The organism is Azospirillum sp. RU38E (assembly GCF_900188385.1).
In the GTDB taxonomy this organism is placed as follows: Bacteria; Pseudomonadota; Alphaproteobacteria; order Azospirillales; family Azospirillaceae; genus Niveispirillum.
The window spans coordinates 382,287-398,956 of record NZ_FZOI01000004.1 but is presented as its reverse complement, the minus strand read 5'-3'; the positions used below and the strand labels follow the sequence as shown (position 1 = coordinate 398,956).

At 61.9% G+C, this 16,670-nt stretch carries 14 protein-coding genes and 1 pseudogene; 11 read left to right on the top strand and 4 right to left on the bottom strand.

Annotated elements, in window-relative coordinates:
* Positions 1 to 101: pseudogene (locus CHB97_RS25920) on the top strand (IS5/IS1182 family transposase); the annotation flags it as partial.
* Between the two features lie 388 nt (positions 102 to 489).
* Entirely contained in the window at positions 490 to 2,601 is a 2,112-nt protein-coding gene (locus CHB97_RS11530) for a methyl-accepting chemotaxis protein (protein WP_371333010.1), read from the top strand.
* Between the two features lie 85 nt (positions 2,602 to 2,686).
* On the opposite strand, the gene CHB97_RS11525 is transcribed toward CHB97_RS11530, so the two are convergent.
* Both CHB97_RS11525 and CHB97_RS11520 read right to left on the bottom strand, forming a co-directional pair.
* On the bottom strand, positions 2,687 to 6,292 hold the full coding sequence (locus tag CHB97_RS11525) for a M1 family aminopeptidase (RefSeq protein WP_089288090.1): 3,606 nt from the start codon (positions 6,290 to 6,292) through the stop codon (positions 2,687 to 2,689).
* Positions 6,293 to 6,309: 17 nt separating this feature from the next.
* Complete coding sequence (locus CHB97_RS11520; RefSeq protein WP_089288089.1) at positions 6,310 to 7,188, bottom strand: ABC transporter ATP-binding protein; 879 nt, start codon at positions 7,186 to 7,188, stop codon at positions 6,310 to 6,312.
* Positions 7,189 to 7,367: 179 nt separating this feature from the next.
* On the opposite strand from CHB97_RS11520, the gene CHB97_RS11515 reads away from it, so the two are divergent.
* Positions 7,368 to 7,877, top strand: a complete 510-nt coding sequence (locus CHB97_RS11515; protein WP_089288088.1) for a hypothetical protein — start codon at positions 7,368 to 7,370, stop codon at positions 7,875 to 7,877.
* Positions 7,878 to 7,928: 51 nt separating this feature from the next.
* On the opposite strand, the gene CHB97_RS11510 is transcribed toward CHB97_RS11515, so the two are convergent.
* Positions 7,929 to 8,333, bottom strand: a complete 405-nt coding sequence (locus tag CHB97_RS11510; RefSeq protein ID WP_160105772.1) for a GreA/GreB family elongation factor — start codon at positions 8,331 to 8,333, stop codon at positions 7,929 to 7,931.
* 226 nt (positions 8,334 to 8,559) lie between these two features.
* Here CHB97_RS11510 and CHB97_RS11505 point away from each other — a divergent pair, with 226 nt between their 5' ends.
* From CHB97_RS11505 to pncA, 3 genes are all read left to right on the top strand, one after another.
* Positions 8,560 to 8,712 carry a DUF3309 family protein gene (locus CHB97_RS11505; protein WP_089288086.1) on the top strand — a complete coding sequence of 51 codons (153 nt, stop codon included), beginning with the start codon at positions 8,560 to 8,562 and terminating at the stop codon, positions 8,710 to 8,712.
* 74 nt (positions 8,713 to 8,786) lie between these two features.
* Positions 8,787 to 9,287: a nucleoside deaminase gene (locus CHB97_RS11500; protein WP_089288085.1), complete on the top strand. Its 501-nt coding sequence runs from the start codon at positions 8,787 to 8,789 to the stop codon at positions 9,285 to 9,287.
* A 28-nt stretch (positions 9,288 to 9,315) separates the two neighbouring features.
* A complete protein-coding gene (pncA, locus tag CHB97_RS11495) occupies positions 9,316 to 9,966 on the top strand; it encodes a bifunctional nicotinamidase/pyrazinamidase (RefSeq protein WP_089288084.1) in 651 nt (216 codons plus the stop codon).
* 44 nt (positions 9,967 to 10,010) lie between these two features.
* On the opposite strand, the gene CHB97_RS11490 is transcribed toward pncA, so the two are convergent.
* Positions 10,011 to 11,690, bottom strand: a complete 1,680-nt coding sequence (locus tag CHB97_RS11490; protein ID WP_089288083.1) for a methyl-accepting chemotaxis protein — start codon at positions 11,688 to 11,690, stop codon at positions 10,011 to 10,013.
* Between the two features lie 305 nt (positions 11,691 to 11,995).
* Here CHB97_RS11490 and CHB97_RS11485 point away from each other — a divergent pair, with 305 nt between their 5' ends.
* From CHB97_RS11485 to CHB97_RS11465, 5 genes are all read left to right on the top strand, one after another.
* A complete protein-coding gene (locus tag CHB97_RS11485) occupies positions 11,996 to 12,715 on the top strand; it encodes a glycosyltransferase family 2 protein (protein ID WP_256387123.1) in 720 nt (239 codons plus the stop codon).
* The gene (locus CHB97_RS11480; protein WP_089288081.1) at positions 12,712 to 13,059 is read left to right on the top strand and encodes a lipid-A-disaccharide synthase N-terminal domain-containing protein; all 348 of its coding nucleotides are present in this window, start codon (positions 12,712 to 12,714) and stop codon (positions 13,057 to 13,059) included. Before CHB97_RS11485 ends, CHB97_RS11480 begins: the two co-directional genes overlap by 4 nt.
* Positions 13,056 to 14,726: a glycosyltransferase family 39 protein gene (locus tag CHB97_RS11475; RefSeq protein ID WP_089288080.1), complete on the top strand. Its 1,671-nt coding sequence runs from the start codon at positions 13,056 to 13,058 to the stop codon at positions 14,724 to 14,726. Before CHB97_RS11480 ends, CHB97_RS11475 begins: the two co-directional genes overlap by 4 nt.
* Before the next feature lie 115 nt (positions 14,727 to 14,841).
* Positions 14,842 to 15,309, top strand: a complete 468-nt coding sequence (locus tag CHB97_RS11470; RefSeq protein ID WP_089288079.1) for a RidA family protein — start codon at positions 14,842 to 14,844, stop codon at positions 15,307 to 15,309.
* 75 nt (positions 15,310 to 15,384) lie between these two features.
* Positions 15,385 to 16,575 carry a GNAT family N-acetyltransferase gene (locus CHB97_RS11465; protein WP_244559503.1) on the top strand — a complete coding sequence of 397 codons (1,191 nt, stop codon included), beginning with the start codon at positions 15,385 to 15,387 and terminating at the stop codon, positions 16,573 to 16,575.
* The last annotated feature ends 95 nt before the right edge of the window (positions 16,576 to 16,670 follow it).

Here is a 16,670-nt window from a genome sequence, read left to right as displayed (position 1 = left end):
AACTCAAACAGTTCCGCAGGGTCGCCACCCGCTACGACAAAACAGATTGCAGCTACGCCGCAATGATAAACCTTACCGCAACCGTGCTGGTGATGCGATGAATGTCAACAGACCATAGCTCCTGCTATGCCAATATCCTGGGCCCTTTAAACAGGCCCGTGCCACCGGTGTTATCTCGATGATGAAGCGCCCGAGAGGGGGGATGAGCACAACATTGAATACGAATATGTGTTTGTATGATTAACCAAAATTAACTCACGGAAACTATACGAAAGATCATATAAAACCTAAACATATACGAAAGAACAAAAATCCTATTCATTAAAATTGATATAGATCAAATAACAAAGCCGCTTCTCTTCTATGCTTGTCTGGATTGGCGCCACAGCAGCCAACCAGCCACCTTTGGAGGGGGGCACCATGCAGTTTCGATCTATACAATCTAAAATCGCTTTACTTTCTGCAGCCTGTGTTTTGGGGGCTACCGGGGTGCTGGTTGGCTATGGCATCATCGCATCCGCCAATACCAAGAGCTTCGTGGCAGAGCAGGCAAGCGCCCTGTCGGATCGCAAGACGAAGGAAAGTCTTGAAACCCTGGCCAGCACCCAGGCCGGGACGATCCGGTCCACCCTGGACATGGCCTTTGATGCCGCCCGCAACATGGCCCGCAGCTTTGAGGTGCTGGCCGCCAGTCCCGACAAAGGCGGCGTGCCGCTGGCCCAGCGGCGGGCGCAGTTCAACGCCATCCTGTTGAACATGCTGAAAGATAATCCGCAGTTCAACGGCACCTATTCCGCCTGGGAGCCGGATGCCCTGGACGGGCAGGACAATGCCCATCGTGACCGCAAAGATGTCGGGTCCGATACCACGGGGCGCTTCCTGCCCTATTGGACCCGCGATGCCGGGGGGCGCATCGCCATCCAGCCGCTGGTGGAATATGACAGCAGCGCCCTGCATCCCAACGGGGTGATGAAAGGCGGCTGGTATATCGGCCCGCAAAATGGCGGCGGCGAAAGTATTCTCGACCCCTTGCCCTATATCGTGCAGGGCAAGGATGTCTATCTGGCCACCATGTCGGTGCCGATCATGATCGGCGGCAAGTTCCAGGGCGTGGCCGGTGCCGATTTTGACCTGTCCTTCGTGCAGAAACTGGCTGAACGGGTGAAAGGCTCTGTGTTCAACGGCCAGGCCGCCGTCACCATCATCAGCTACAAGGGGCTGATCGTGGCCTCCAGCGAACATCCCGACGCCATCGGCAGCACCTATCAGCGCTTTGACAATAATTGGGCGCAGGATCTGGCGACGATCCAGGCCGGCAAGGCGCAGGTCAGCGAGGATAGCAGCAGCGACACGATCAAGGCCTTCGCCCCCATCCAGTTGGGCCGCACCAAGACCCCCTGGGCCGTACTGATCGAGGTGCCGCGCGCCGTGGCCATGGCCGAAGCCACTGCCCTGGCGACAGCGCTGGAGGATCGCAACAGTCTGGACACCCTGCTGCAGGGCGCCGTAGCTGTGGTGATCGCGCTGGCCAGCATCGGTGGCATGTGGCTGGTGGCGCGCGGCATTGCCCGCCCCATCCGCAACAGTGCCCGCTTTGCTGAAGAGGTGGCCGCCGGCCATCTGGATAACAGCCTGGACGTGGCGCAGGTGGATGAAACGGGCACCCTGGCCCGTGCGCTGAACACGATGGCCGGCAATCTGAAACAGGCCGAACAGGACCGGCTGGCCCTGGAGGCCAAGGCGGCCCTGGAGCGGAAAGAGACCCTGGCCGCCATCGCACGGGAACTGGAAGAAAATGTGCGCGATGTGCTGCAAAGCCTGGCGGACGCCGCTGGCCAGATGAATCAGGCCGCCAATGGCATGACGGCCACCGCCGACCGTACCAGCACCCGCGCCGTGACAGTGGCCGCCGGATCGGAACAGGCCAGCGCCAATGTGCAGACCGTCGCCGTGGCGACAGAGGAACTGTCCGCCTCCATTCGGGAAATTGCCGGGCAGGCCAGCGCCTCTACCAACATAGCGAGCAGTGCGGTGCGTACGGCGGAGCAAGCCAATCAGCAGATTCTGGGGCTGACGGCGGCAGCTGACCGGATCGGCAATGTGGTGGAGCTGATTTCCTCCATCGCCGGGCAGACCAACATGCTGGCCCTGAACGCCACCATCGAGGCGGCGCGCGCCGGCGAAGCCGGCAAGGGTTTCGCCGTCGTGGCGGGCGAGGTCAAGCATCTGGCCGCCCAGACGGCCAAGGCGACGGAGGAAATTGCCAGCCAGATCAGCAATGTCCAGCGCATCGCCCGTGAATCGGCGGACAGTATCCGGGGCGTCGGCCAGGTGATCAACGAAATGCGCGGCATCACCACCGGTATTGCCTCTGCGGTGGAGGAACAGAACGCCGCCACCGGGGAAATTGCCCGCAATGTCCAGCAGGCCGCCAACGGCACGCAGGAGGTCAGCACCACCATCCAGGATGTCAGTCAGGCCGCCGCGGAATCGAAGCAGACGGCCATGCAGGTCCTCACCACCTCAGAAAGCATCAGCACGCAGACAGAGCGGCTGGGCCGCGCGGTGGACAGCTTCCTGGCCAAGATAAGGGCTGCGTGAAGCATCCCCGGAGCCACCGGCGTTTGGTCGAACGCAGGTGGCTCCAAATGAAATTGAACGGAGACGATTATCTCCCGAACAGACGTTATGGTTTCAGCGTCACCTTCATCAGATTATCGTCGCTGTTGCGGTCGATCAGCTTGTTATAGGGATCGATACCGGCATAGGTGGGCAGCTGGTCCACCTCAAACACCAGCAGGATCATCGGCGGGATCGGGGCGTTCTTGTCCACATCCTGATTGATCGGCAGCTTTTCCAGCTTCACCACCTTGGACGCGTCGAAATCCTTGTCCGCCGGGTTGGCGGTGAACAGGCCAATATCGACGGGCAGGTGGAAGGGCTTGGGTGTTTCCTTACCACTGCCATCGGCCTCCACCTTGCCGACCTCCACGCCCAGCGTCACCTTGTACTTGCCACTGGGCAGCTTCTCCGCGTCGGCGCTCTTCACCTTCACATCGTAAATCACGATGCGTTCCAGCGTGTCGGTGATCAGCTCGGCCTTATCCGGCCCCGCCTCTTCCTTCAACAGCCGCAGCAGGTCAAGCGAGGTGGGGTAGGGGGCGTAGTGATATGCTGATTCCTGCACCAGCCGGGCCAGGGCGCGGTTCAACACCGCTTCGCCCAACTGGTCGCGCAGGAAATAGAGCGCCACAGCCCCCTTGCGGTAATGGATATATTGCTGGTTTTCCACGCGATAGAGGGGCTGTTCCTCCCGGTCTTCCCCGCCGCGCCCGCGCAAGTAACTGTCCAGCTCATATTTCAGGAAGCGGCGGATTTTGTCCGGCCCATACTGTTTTTCCATCACCATCAGGGCGCTGTACTGGGCCAGGGTTTCCGACAGCAGGGTGGCGCCTTGCACATCGGCGCCCATCACCTGATGCGCCCACCATTGGTGGGCCACCTCATGCGCGGTGACGTACCAGACATAATCGATCTTTTCCGGATCGCGGTTATCGGCGATGAAGCCGATGCCTTCCGAATAGGGCACGGTGTTTGGGAAGGCCTGGGCGAACTTTGCGTAATCCGGGAATTCCAATATCCGCATCTGGCGATGCTGATAGGGGCCGAAATTGGCGTTGTAGTACTCAAACGATGCCTTCATCGCCTGGATCATGCGATCCACATTGCGCCCATGTGGCGCATGGTAATAGACGGACAGGTCAATGCCGTTCCATTGCTCCGTCTTGACCGTATAGGCGGCGGAGAGCCAGGAATAGAAGTTCAGGATCGGCTTATCCATCTTGTAATGGAAATAGTGCCGGTCACCATCGGTCCATTCCTTCACCAGATATCCGGGTGCCACGGCGATCTGGTCTTTGGCCGTGGAAACGGTGGTTTCAAACCCTACCCAATCGCTGTCATGGCGCAGATAATTGTTCTGGCGGGCCGCCTCATCCTCCAGCGGGGCCATGCGGTCAATCGGCTCCAGCCCATATTTGCGCCGGTCGCTGCGGCCTTGCAGCAGCATTTGCCGGCTGAAGCCGATGATCGGGGCGACAGCGAAATTGTTCAGGAAGCTGCCATTATAGACAACATCCGTGGCCCCGCCGTTATTGGTGAAGCCCTGGTGATGGATGCGGGTCTGGAAATCCAGCCGGCGTTTTTCACCCGGTTGCATCGGCTGGGCCAGGGTGACGATGCTGTAGCCATAGTCGGCGTCAGTATCGGTGCTGCCCTGGCCTTCCAGGGTGAAGCTGGCAGCGGCCAGATCAGGGTCCAGCAGCACATGTACGCGGTCAATCGGCTGGGTGGTGCGGTTTTCCAGCAGATAGCTGCCCCGCACCTCTGCCCGCCGTTCGGCGGGAAACAGGTCGATATCGGTGCGTACATCAATGATGCGCGGCTGGGGCAGGTTTTCGTATTGGCGGTATTTCTTTTCAAACGCGACCTGCTTTTCCTTGCCCTGGTCGCTGGTTTCAAAATCATTCAGCACATGGGTGTTGCGGAAGATATAGCCGCCGCTGGCGATGAAGCCGCCCAGGCACATCAACAGAATGCCCACCTGCACCCGCGTCCAGCCCTGGCGCAACTGGCCCAGCCGCTGGGTGAAGCCACCCAGCGTGCCACGCGTCCACACCCGGTATGTGGCCAGCAGCAGGATCAGGGCGGCAAAGGTCCAGTAAAGCGAAAACCAGAAGAAGGGCAGGGCGAAATGCCCCATGCCGTTCATATCCGACAGGCGCAGCGGCGGGCTGGCGGTGTAGAATAGCAGATTATCTTCCAGGCCCAGCCCCTGGGCCACCATGCTGGCGACGATGTAGCCGACGGCCAGCAACATGCCGAGATATTTATTGCCGCTGAGTGCCTGCAAAAACAGGGACAGCACGGCGAATTGCAGCATCTGCCAGCCCTGGGCCAGGAACAGATATTTCAGATAAAGGCCCAGTTCGACGGGGGCGGTGCCGCGATAAAGCTGCACGGCGATGCCGATCAGGCTGGCCACCACCATCAAGATAAACAGAACCAGCGCCATGGCGATGAATTTACTGGTGACGAACACCCAGTTCGGCACCGGCATGGCGTCGATAATTTCATGGAACTTGGCCTGCCTTTCGCGCCAGACCAGCTCACCGGCGTAATAGACGGATACCACCATCGGCACGATGCTGAAGGTGCCGTTCAGCAGTTCCACCACGATGCGCGTCACCGGATAAACATCGGTGCCATACATCGACCCCATGCGGATCAGCGCACCGAAGGCGTTGAAACCGCCCAGCGCCACCAGCACGATGAAGCCCAGGCTTTTCATCACCGCGACGGTTTCAAACCGGGTGCGCAGACGCAGCTGGGCCCAGCCGGTGCCAAGGCTGGCGGCGGCGGGCTTCACGACGGGCAGATGGGCCAGGGCTGCAATGGGGGCGGTGGTGCTGCGTTCCCCCTTATCCTTGCGTGGGGCGCGTTCGGTGAAGCTGAACCGCCACAGGGTCAGCGCTGTCAGCCCCAGCCCGACCCCCAGCCAGATCAGCCGGTTCCACAACAAGGCACCTTCCAGCGTTGGCAGGCTGCCATTGCGTTCCGCCATGGTCCAATAGCGGGTGGCATTGCCCAGGGCGGCCAGCCCGAACGGGTCCAGAAAAGCCCGGATCTGCCGATATTCGATGTCGGAAAAGATGGCGTTCAGGGTGAGATAAATCACCAGCACAGCCACCAGACTGGCATAGGTCACCATCAGGCTGCGGGTGGCCGTGGCCACGGCAAAGAAGATGGCACCCGTGGACAGCAGGTTGGGGATGGCGATCACGGCCAGCGTGAACAGATAATCCCCCGGACGGAATGGCCCCACTGTTTCCGGGTCCAGCCACCACATGCAACTGCCCACCGCCATGCCCAGCGCCGTGGTGGCAAAGGCCAGCACCACGGCGATGAAGGCACCGGTGAAGCGCCCGGCCAGGAACGGATATTTTTCCACCGGCAGGGAATGCATGATGCCGGCCATGCGGGTTTCCCCATCGCGCAGCACCACGTTGGACAGCATGGCCACCGGGATGAACATGCCAAACAGCGACAGGATGGCCAGCGTCTGCATCACCGCAAAGGGTGAATTGACATGCACCGCGTCGTTAGAGCCGATCTGGATATTATCGACCGTGACGGACAGGAAGGTCATCAACCCGAAAATCAGGGCAGTGACGATGAAAACGGGCTGGCGTATCTGGTAACGCAGCTCGAACCAGGCGATCTTGCCGAACATGTTCTGCGGCTCCCGGCTCAGGCGGCGGTGCGGCTGGCGCGCAGGGTGGAGAAATAGACATCCTCCAGCCCGCCGGCCACCGGCTCAAACCCGTCACCGGGGTCGCTGTCGGCCACCACATGCACCACGCTGCGGCCGGCGAACAGCCGGGTGGAGATGACATTGTAACGGGCCTGATGGTCGGCCACGGCGGCCTTATCCAGCATCTTGCGCCAGATGCGGCCGCGCATCCCCTCAATCATTGCCAGCGGCTGGCCCTGGGCCACGATGCGGCCACCGACAATGATGGCCATGTTCTGGCAGAGATCGGCCACATCCTCTACGATATGGGTGGAAAGGATGACCACTACGTTTTCCCCAATCTCCGACAGAAGATTGTGGAAACGGTTGCGTTCCTCCGGGTCCAGGCCAGCGGTGGGCTCATCGACGATGATCAGCTTGGGGTCGCCCAGAAGGGCCTGGGCGATGCCGAAACGCTGGCGCATCCCGCCGGAATAGCCGGCCAGCGCCTTCTTGCGCACATCATAGAGGTTGGTCTGGCGCAGCAGCTCCGTCACCAGTTCCCGGCGCTGTCTGGTATTGGTGATGCCTTTCAGCACGGCCAGATGGTCCAGCATATCCTCGGCTGAGATGCGGGGATAGACGCCGAATTCCTGCGGCAGATAGCCCAGCATCTGGCGCAGACCCATTGGGTCGGACAGCACATCGACCGTGCCGAAGCGGATGCTGCCGCCGGTGGGTTTCTGCAGGGTGGCGAGCGTGCGCATCAGCGTGGATTTGCCGGCCCCGTTGGGGCCCAGCAGGCCAAACATGCCGCGCGGTATGTCCAGGCTGACATTGTCCAGCGCCTGCACCCCATTGGCATAAACATGGCTGAGATTGCTGATCTGTAGCATGGCCACCCTGCAGGTCTTCCCGATTATGTCCCCTGAGCGTGCCACCGGGTTGCATTGGTTGCAATAAGGGGTTGGTTACCCAACCGTTTCAGGGGGCAGCATCGCCGTACCGGCGCTTTCATTGCGCTGCGGCAAGGGCTATACAGGGCCGTTCTGCTGGTTAACCAAAGCACTGTTTTATGGCCATCAAGCGCACCTATACCCGCAAGGAAGTTGAAGGACTGATCGGCGCCCTGGAAAAGCAGGCGCGTGACGCCATGCGTCTGGCCAAGCTTGCGGAGGAAGAGGCCGCCAAGGACAGTTTCCAGGCTTATAATGAGTTCCGCAACAAGGTGGGGGAGTTCCGCGCGCTCTGCATCCTGATCGAAGGACGGCTGAAATCGGTGGAAGCGGTGCGGGTGGATGACCTGCGCGATGAATATGCGCGGCTGGATACGCTGATGCTGGGCCTGCTGGTGCGGGCCTCCATGCGCTTTTTCTTCGTGCTGTCGGCCAAGACCATGCTGCCCATGGGTGCGCGGGATATTTTCGTTTCCGAGCTGCATAGCCTTTACGATGCGGCCGAAAAGCTGCGCCGGCCGGAATATCAAAAACAGCTGGGCGACAAGCTGAAGGGCGATCTGGATACGGCGGAAATGATCCTGGAAGAGATCATCGACAAGGCGCCCAGCTTGCTGAAGTTCGGTTGAGGCCTGCCGAGAACGCGGCCGGAATGCCCGGCCGCGTTGGTGAAAACCCCCTTATCCGGCAGGCGCCCGCACATCCAGCACGGTCAATTGCTTGGATCTGCGGTCAATCGTCTCATAGGTGATGGTCTGGCCCCGGCTCAGCCCCAGCAGGGCGGCCCCCACAGGGGTCAGGATGGAGATGCTGTCGGGCGGTGCCTCCTGCCGTTCTTCCGGCAGGTGCAGTGTGCCGGCATGGCGGGCACCTTCCTCATCGCAGAAGGCGACCCATGAACCCAGCTGGATGAAGGGTTGCCGGGTCTGACGGTCGACCAGTTCGGCACGCATCACCTCGTTCTGCAGGAAAAGCGAGACACGGGCATAGGCGCGGTGCAGATGGTCCAGCAGGTTTTCCAACTTTTCCAAATCATTGCGCAGGATGCGGATGGGCGGATCGCCGATCTGGGTTTTGCGGTTCATGATGCATGGTCCATAAGGTTGCAAAGGTGCCGGCAGGGGCGCCGGTACCGGTGCAGCAAAGCGGTTGGTGGCGGTTGCGTCAATCCCCATCGCCCTTTCGGGCATGATCGGCCATCACCGGCATTCGGGCGGATTAATCCCACCGCTGGCGGGAGCGCTGGCGGCACCAGGGCGTTCAGCACATATCGCCAATGGGCGCTGAACGATAAGAAGGAACCGCCGGACCATGACCACCATCCTGTTGATCATCCTGATTCTCATCCTGATCGGCGTGCTGCCGGCCTGGCCGCATTCCCGTGCCTGGGGCTATGGGCCCAGCGGACTGTTGACGGTGGTGGTCGTGGTGCTGCTGATCCTGCTGTTGATGGGGCGTATCTGATGCCACTGGCGTGATCGGTCGCTGCGGGGGTAGCCTTGGATGAAGCTGCGGCGACGCATAGCAAGGGAACCCCGATGACCGATCACGCCGATACCCACCCGGATGCCCAGGACCAGCATTTCCTGACCCTGGCGGCCGCGCTGTCCCGCCAGGGGATGGAGGCGGGCGATGGTGGCCCCTTCGGCTCTGTGGTGGTGCTGGAAGGGCAGGTGGTGGGGCAGGGCTGGAACCGCGTCACCTCCACCAATGATCCCACCGCCCATGCCGAGGTGGTGGCCATCCGCGATGCCTGTCAGCGCCTGTCGCGCTTTGATCTGCGCGGTGCTACGCTCTATGCCAGCTGTGAGCCCTGCCCCATGTGTCTGGCCTCGGCCCTGTGGGCGCGGGTGGATCGCATCGTCTATGGCAATACCCGTGATCAGGCGGCCGCCATCGGCTTTGACGATGCGCTGATTTATGAACAGGTGCCGCTGCCGCCTGATGCCCGGATCATTCCCTGCCAGCATCGCCCCAGCACGGCAGCCTTGTCCGTCTTTAATGACTGGATTGTGAAGGCGGATCGTGTCCCCTATTGATAGGGTCTGACAACGAAGGGTAGCGGCCATGCGCACAATTCTTGATCCCGAGGCGGGCGATCTGCTGGTGCTGGTGGATATCCAGAATGATTTCTGTGGTGGTGGCGCCTTGGCCGTACCAGACGGGGACGCCGTGGTGCCGCTGGCCAATGACCTGATCCGCCGCTTCAAGGCGGCGGGGGCGGGGATTGTGCTGACACAGGATTGGCACCCGGCGGGCCATTCCTCCTTCGCCTCCGTTCATCCCGGCCGGGCACCCTATGATATGGTTGAGATGCCATATGGGCCGCAGACACTGTGGCCCGACCATTGTGTCCAGGGCACCGCAGGGGCGGAATTCCACCCTGATCTGCTGACGCTGGCGGCCGATATGGTGGTGCGCAAGGGCTTCCGCCCTGCCATCGACAGCTATTCCGCCTTTTTTGAAAATGACGGTATCACCCCGACCGGGTTGACTGGCTATTGCCGGGAACGCGGTTTCCGCCGGCTGTTCTTTGCCGGGCTGGCGCTGGATTACTGCGTCTCTTATTCAGCGGAGGACTCGGCGCGCTGCGGCTTTCAGCCCATCGTGATTGAGGATGCCTGCCGCCCCATCGACATGAACGGGTCGCTGGATCTGGCGATTGCCCGGATGAATGCCATCGGCGTGCAGTTCACCCGTGCGACCTGCGGGAAATAGCAGGCCGCACGGGTGAGTAGTGGGCGGGCTGGCGCCGTTCCGGCTCAGGCAGCCTTGATGGCGGTCAGGAACCGTTCCACTGCCTGTTTCAGGCTGTCCGACTGGCTGGACAGGCCGGCGGCGGCCATCAGCACCTGGCCGGCCGCCTCACCCGACTCCGCTGCCGCCTGCATCAGCTGATCGACATTGCCGGAGACGTTCCGCGTGCCGGCCGCTGCCTGGGTGACATTGCGGCTGATCTCCGCCGTGGAAGCGCCCTGCTCCTCCATGGCGGCGGCGATGGAGGTGGAGATGTCATTCACCTCGTCGATGGTGCGGCCAATGGCCTGAATGGCGTGGCAGGTCTCGCCGGAAACCTTCTGGATGGCGGCGATCTGCACGGCGATTTCCTCTGTCGCCTTGGCCGTCTGGCTGGCCAGGTTTTTCACTTCGGAGGCGACGACGGCGAAGCCCTTGCCGGCCTCTCCCGCCCTTGCGGCCTCAATAGTGGCATTCAGGGCCAGCAGGTTGGTCTGGGCCGCGATGGCCTGGATCAGCCCCACCACATCGCCAATCCTCTGGGCCGCCTGGGCCAGCCCGGTGACCGTCTCGTCGGTCTGGCGCACCCCGGTGGCGGCCTCCCCGGCCACCTGCTTGGCGCGGTAGATCTGTTGACTGATCTCGGTGATGCTGGCCACCATCTGCTCGCTGGCGGCGGCCACCGTTTCCACATTGGATGTCGTCTGTTCTGCCGAGGCGGCGGCATCGGCGGCCTGCCGGCTGGTCTGTTCCGACAGGGCCGACATGGTGTGGGCGGTGCTGTCCAGATCATGGGCGGCGTCGGTGACGTTGCGCAAGGTCTCACCGGATTCGCTGTCAAAGGCCTGGATCAGCCGGTCGATCTGCGCCGCGCGGCGGTTCTTGGCCTCCTCCTCCGCCTGCTGGGCGGCAGCCAGCGCGTCGGCCTGGATCAGCCCTTCCTTGAACACCTGGACGGCGCGTGCCATGGAACCGATCTCATCCTGGCGGTCCAGGCCGAAAATCTCCGTCCCCAACTGCTTCTGGCTCAGCAGGGACATGCATTGCGTCAGCCGGTTGGTGGGGACGGTGATGGCGCGGGTAATGGTAAAGGCAATAGCCACTGCCAGAACCAGGGCGACGGCAAGGGCGCTCATCGCCACGGTGCGCGCCCGATCCCATTCCGATTGCATGGTGTGGCTGGCGATCTCTCCCTCACTCTCATTTACCGCGACGGCCCTGTCCAAGGCCTTGAACATTTCATTGACGGCCGTGCGGCTGTCACCCTGGAACAGGGCCGTTGCGCCCAGCGCATCGCCAGCGCCCAGCTTCTGCAGGATAGCGCTGCTGCTGGGCTGGAAAATGGCCCACGCCTGATCGAAGCGGGTAATTTCTGCCCGCTCTATATCCACCAATGCTTCGTAGTCTTCCCGAACCTTGAGGATGTCACTTTCCAGCGCGGCAATAGTCTTTTGATGTTCTTTCAGCTTATCCGGATCATTTTCGATAATCGCGGTAGCCTGGAAGCGACGCACTTGCAGGATATTCGTCAGCAATTTATTGCTGGCGACGATGGATGGCATGGTGTTGGTCATTACTTCATTGCCGGCTTCGCCCATGGCGGACATACCGTTCAGCGAAAATAACCCAAGAAAAGCTGTGACAATCAGCATCAATCCAAAGGATCCAATGATCCGGGTCCGAAAAGATAAATCGGACAGGCGCATCTCAACTCTCCCGGCTAGGTAACCAAAGATGGAGGATCTTCTTTTTCTTTCTGACTTATCCTTTCGTATAGGGTATTTTTCTTTCATATATCTGACCAGTTAAAAATTTATGCCATTTATTCACGTGTGAATATTTTTCTTGGCTGATTTCCTGGATCGGCTTGTCTTTTGAGGGCTTGTGACGCCTGCCGCGCTACCGCTTGGCAGTGTTAACAAACCGTCACTTCCCCTTTTTCCGGCGCGGGTTTACTCCCAATCGGATATGTCCAGCACCAGCGGGGCCGTCGGCTCAGGGGAGGTCGGGTTTGTTCTCGATATTGATCCCGCTCATGAACGAGCAGGATAATGTCCAGCCCTTGCTGGCGGAGATTTATGCGACATTGCCGGGTACGCTGGCCTTCGAAGTGCTGCTGGTGGATGACGGTTCCACTGACGAGACGGTGGCACGGGTGCGAGAGGTGCAGGGGCTTTATCCGGGCCTGCGGCTGATCCGTCATCAATGGCGCGCCGGCAAGAGTGCGGCCCTGCGCACAGGCGCGCTGGCCGCGCGGGGGGATTGGCTGGTGACCATTGATGGCGACCGCCAGAATGATCCGGCCGATATTCCCCGCCTGCTGGCCGAGCGCGACAGACAACCCGATCTGGTGCTGGTGGCCGGCAACCGCCGTCGACGCGATGACACGCTGGCCAAGCGTCTTACCTCGCGTCTGGGCAATGGTATCCGGCGGGCCTTCCTGCGCGATGCCTGTCCGGATACGGCCTGCGGGTTGAAGCTGATCCGCCGCGACCTGTTCCTGGCACTGCCGTTTTTCGACAGCCAGCACCGGTTCCTGCCCGCCCTGGTGAAGGGGCGGGGGCTGGCCTATGCCAATCTGGCCATCAATGACCGTGCCCGTGTCGCTGGCCGGTCAAAATATACCAATCTGGGCCGGGCCGCCGTCGGGCTGTTCGACCTGCTGGGTGTGGTCTGGCTGTTGCGCCGCACCAGCGTGCCGGGCGCTGTGACGGAGGAAAGGCAAGCATGATCTGGACCCATATCGCAGCCTGGTGGCACGCCGCCATTGCGGACAAGGGCTGGCTGGTGCTGTTCGGCCTGTCGGCGCAGATCATGTTCATGATGCGCTTCGTGGTACAGTGGATCAGTTCTGAACGTGCCGGACGCAGCGTCATGCCGGAAGCCTTCTGGTATTTTTCCCTTGGCGGTGGGCTGATGCTGATCATCTATGGCGCGCTGCGGCCCGATATCGTGATTATCGTTGGGCAGATCCCGGCCTTGGTCATCTATGCCCGCAATATTGTGCTGATCCGCCGGCACAAGCCGGGCCGGGTGGTGTCGGCTGCCCGCCAGACGGCGGCGGTGGCGGAATGAGCCGGCTTTACCGCCCGGCGGTCTTGTTGCCGGTCCATTGGCTGCTGTTGCTGGTGGTGGCGCTGGCGGCCTTTCTGCCGGGCTTCGCCGGTATCCCGCCCTTTGACCGCGACGAGTCGCGCTATGTGCAGGCCAGCCGGCAAATGCTGGAGACGGGCGATTATGTCGATATCCGCTTCCAGGATGAGGCGCGGCATAAGAAGCCGGTGGGCATCTATTGGGCGCAGGTGACGGCGGTGAAGGCGCTGGGCGGCGATGCCACCGATGCGCCGATCTGGATGTACCGCATCCCCTCCCTGATTGGGGCGGTCGTGTCGGTGCTGCTGACGGCCGGGATTGGGGCACGGCTGTTTGGTGCCACAGTGGGGTTGGCCGCCGGTTTGATGATGGCAGCTTGCGTCATTCTGGGCGTGGAAGCACGCATGGCAAAGACCGATGCGGCTCAACTGGCCTGCATTCTGGGGGCCATGCTGGTGCTGGCGCATCTTTATCTGGACCGGGAAAAGCCCTTTGCCGCCCCGCTGGGGATGGTGTTGCTGTTCTGGCTGTCGCTGGGGCTGGGCATCCTGATCAAGGGGCCGATCATCCTCATGGTGGTGGGGACGGCCTGCGCCGCCCTCTGGGCCATGGACCGGCGGGCCGGCTGGCTGAAGCGGCTGCGCCCCGCCATCGGGGTGCCCCTGCTGCTGGCCGTGGTGCTGCCCTGGCTTGTGGCGATTGCCATCGTCACCAAGGGGGCCTTTTTCAGCTATGCCATCGGGCATGAATTTCTCGGCAAGGCCAATGCCGGGCAGGAAAGCCATGGCGCACCGCCCGGCTATTTCCTGGCCACTTTCTGGTTGACCTTCTGGCCCTGGGCCTTCCTGGCCCTGCCGGCCATCCCCTGGGCCTGGCGGCACCGGCATGTCGATGCCGTGCGCTTCTGTGCCGCCTGGATCATCCCCACTTGGGCAATTCATGAAGGGGTGGTGACAAAGCTGCCGCATTACCTGCTGCCGGTGCTGCCGGCGGTGGCCATGCTGTCGGTGGCAGCCCTGCAGGACCGGGTGGATGGGCTGTCGGTTCCGGGGGATCGCTGGTGGCGCCGGGTGGCACTGGCCCTGGGCGGGCTGGTGGGGCTGGGTTTTGCTGGCGCGCTGGTGGTCTTCCCCATTCAATTGACCGGGGGGCCGGTCTTCACTGCCATCCTGGCGGCGCTGGGCGTGCTGGTGACGGTGGGGGCCATGTTCCTGTTCGACCGGCGTGGCGATGGTGACCGGCTGCTGCTGGCCGGCCTGGGCGGGGCGGTGGCGACCTTTGTGCTGTTGTTCGGTGTGGCCCTGCCAGCCCTGAAGCCGATGTGGCTCAGCCCGCAGGTGGCCGATGCCTTCACCCGCACACGGCCCTGTGGCCATTCCGTGCTGGCGGCCGGGGGCTATAACGAACCCAGCATGGTGTTTCTGGTCGGCACCAATACAAGGCTGGGCGGCGGGGAAATGGTGGCTGGCCATCTGCTGGCCGATCCCGCCTGTGCCGTGGGTCTGGTAACCAAGGGACGGGAGGAGGATGCCTTCATGGCAGGGCTTGCCGCACAGGGGCGGACGCCACGCCTGCTGGTGGAACTGGCCGGCTTCAACTATTCGCGGGGTCGTAAGGAGGTTCTGCACCTCTATACATTGGCACCGTGAGACAACAGAACGGCCTTTCATGGCGGCCCATTGAAGCGCTAAACAGAGGCTTGACCAATGTTTCGGCCGGACCCGTATGCCGAAACTTGCAGCAATCAACATACAGGAGGATTTCATGTCAGGTCGTATTGATGCACGTCTGGCGGAACTGGGGATTGAACTGCCGAAGGCGGCGGCCCCGGTGGCGGCCTATGTGCCGGCCGTGCGCACTGGCAACCAGCTGTTCATCTCCGGCCAGATTCCGCTGTGGAATGGGGAACTGCGCCATGTCGGCAAGCTGGGTGCCGGGTATAGCATTGAGGAAGGGCGCGAGGCCGCCCGCACCTGTGCGCTGAACCTGATCGCCCAGGCCAAGGCGGCGCTGGATGGCGATCTGGACCGGATCACCCGGGTGGTGAAGCTGGTTGGCTTCGTCAATTCCACCGGCGACTTCAATGATCAGCCCAAGGTGATCAACGGTGCCTCCGAACTGATGCAGGAAGTGTTCGGCGAGGCCGGCCGCCACGCCCGCTCCGCCGTTTCCGCGTCTTCCCTGCCGCTGGGCGTGGCGGTGGAGGTCGAGGCGATCTTCGAAGTGGCGTAAAACGTTATCTTTTCAGGGGTTGGCCCTTGGCGGGCCGGCCCCTGGTGCCATATCGTCTGTCGCAGACGTGACGGAATGTTGAGCGATATGGAAACAGGCACGCCCCCCGGCACCATTACGCTGAAGCTGGTGGACAGTATCAGCGACATTCCCGCCGCCGACTGGGCCTCCTGTGCCGCCGGGGTGCCGGGTGGGGCCGATAACCCCTTCATCAGTCATGATTTTCTGCGCATTCTGGAACAAAGCGGTTCTGTCGGGGGGGATACCGGCTGGCAGCCGCGTCACCTGACGCTCTGCGATGGGGAAGGCCGCCTGCTGGCGGCCATGCCGCTTTATGTGAAATCCCACTCCTATGGCGAATATGTCTTCGACCAGGGCTGGGCGCGTGCCTTTGAAAATGCTGGCGGCGATTACTACCCCAAGCTTCTCTCTGCCGTTCCTTTCACCCCCGTCACCGGCCCCCGGTTGCTGCTGCGCGCCGATGCGCCGCCCGGTGTGGCGGCGGTGATGATGACGGGGCTGCGTCGGCTGGCCGAAGAGAATGAGCTTTCCGGCGTGCATGTGAATTTCGTGACGGCGGCGGAATATCGTGATTTCACCGAACGCGGCTGGCTGGGCCGCATCGGCACCCAATATCATTGGACCAATCAGGGCTATCGGAGCTTCGATGATTTCCTGGCCCAGTTCAGTTCCCGCAAGCGCAAGGCGGTGCGCAAGGAGCGCCAGGCGGTGGCTGACAGCGGGCTGGCGCTGGTCACCCTGACCGGGGATGAGCTGCGCGAGGAACATTGGGATGCGTTTGATCGGCTGTACCGCGCCACCTCTGACCGGAAATGGGGCTGGCCCTATCTGACGCGGGAATTTTTTTTCCGCCTGGGGGAGACAATGGCCGATCAGGTGGTTCTGGTCATGGTCCGTGAAGGCACCCGCTGGGTCGGCGGTGCCTTGAACCTGCTGGGTGGCGACACGCTTTATGGCCGCAACTGGGGCGGGGCGGGGGAATACCCGTTCCTGCATTTTGAGGCTTGTTACTATCGCGCGCTGGATTTCGCCATTGAGCGCGGGCTGGCGCGGGTGGAGGCTGGCGCCCAAGGCGAGCATAAAATCCAGCGCGGCTATCTGCCGGTGGAAACCTACAGCGTGCATCACCTGACCCATCCGGGCTTGCGCGATGCGGTGGCCGGTTTCCTGGATAATGAACGTGCCGCCATGGCGCAGGAAATCACCGCCCTGATGGCGGAGAGCCCTTATAAGCGGGAAGGGTAGGGAGTCTCATACCAAGCTCCCTCAGGTGCCGGGCGCTGCCTCCGGCAGCTTGGCTTACGCGGACATGTGCCCGCGGGCCGGCAGTCGCCGGCCTT

Coding starts and splice junctions, on each gene's coding strand:
- pncA (WP_089288084.1), top strand. CDS start 9,316: ATGCGCACAATTCTTGATCCCGAGGCGGGCGATCTGCTGGTGCTGGTG.
- CHB97_RS11525 (WP_089288090.1), bottom strand. CDS start 6,292: ATGTTCGGCAAGATCGCCTGGTTCGAGCTGCGTTACCAGATACGCCAG.
- CHB97_RS11510 (WP_160105772.1), bottom strand. CDS start 8,333: ATGAACCGCAAAACCCAGATCGGCGATCCGCCCATCCGCATCCTGCGC.
- CHB97_RS11490 (WP_089288083.1), bottom strand. CDS start 11,690: ATGCGCCTGTCCGATTTATCTTTTCGGACCCGGATCATTGGATCCTTT.
- CHB97_RS11505 (WP_089288086.1), top strand. CDS start 8,560: ATGACCACCATCCTGTTGATCATCCTGATTCTCATCCTGATCGGCGTG.
- CHB97_RS11520 (WP_089288089.1), bottom strand. CDS start 7,188: ATGCTACAGATCAGCAATCTCAGCCATGTTTATGCCAATGGGGTGCAG.
- CHB97_RS11475 (WP_089288080.1), top strand. CDS start 13,056: ATGAGCCGGCTTTACCGCCCGGCGGTCTTGTTGCCGGTCCATTGGCTG.
- CHB97_RS11480 (WP_089288081.1), top strand. CDS start 12,712: ATGATCTGGACCCATATCGCAGCCTGGTGGCACGCCGCCATTGCGGAC.
- CHB97_RS11470 (WP_089288079.1), top strand. CDS start 14,842: ATGTCAGGTCGTATTGATGCACGTCTGGCGGAACTGGGGATTGAACTG.
- CHB97_RS11500 (WP_089288085.1), top strand. CDS start 8,787: ATGACCGATCACGCCGATACCCACCCGGATGCCCAGGACCAGCATTTC.
- CHB97_RS11465 (WP_244559503.1), top strand. CDS start 15,385: ATGTTGAGCGATATGGAAACAGGCACGCCCCCCGGCACCATTACGCTG.
- CHB97_RS11515 (WP_089288088.1), top strand. CDS start 7,368: ATGGCCATCAAGCGCACCTATACCCGCAAGGAAGTTGAAGGACTGATC.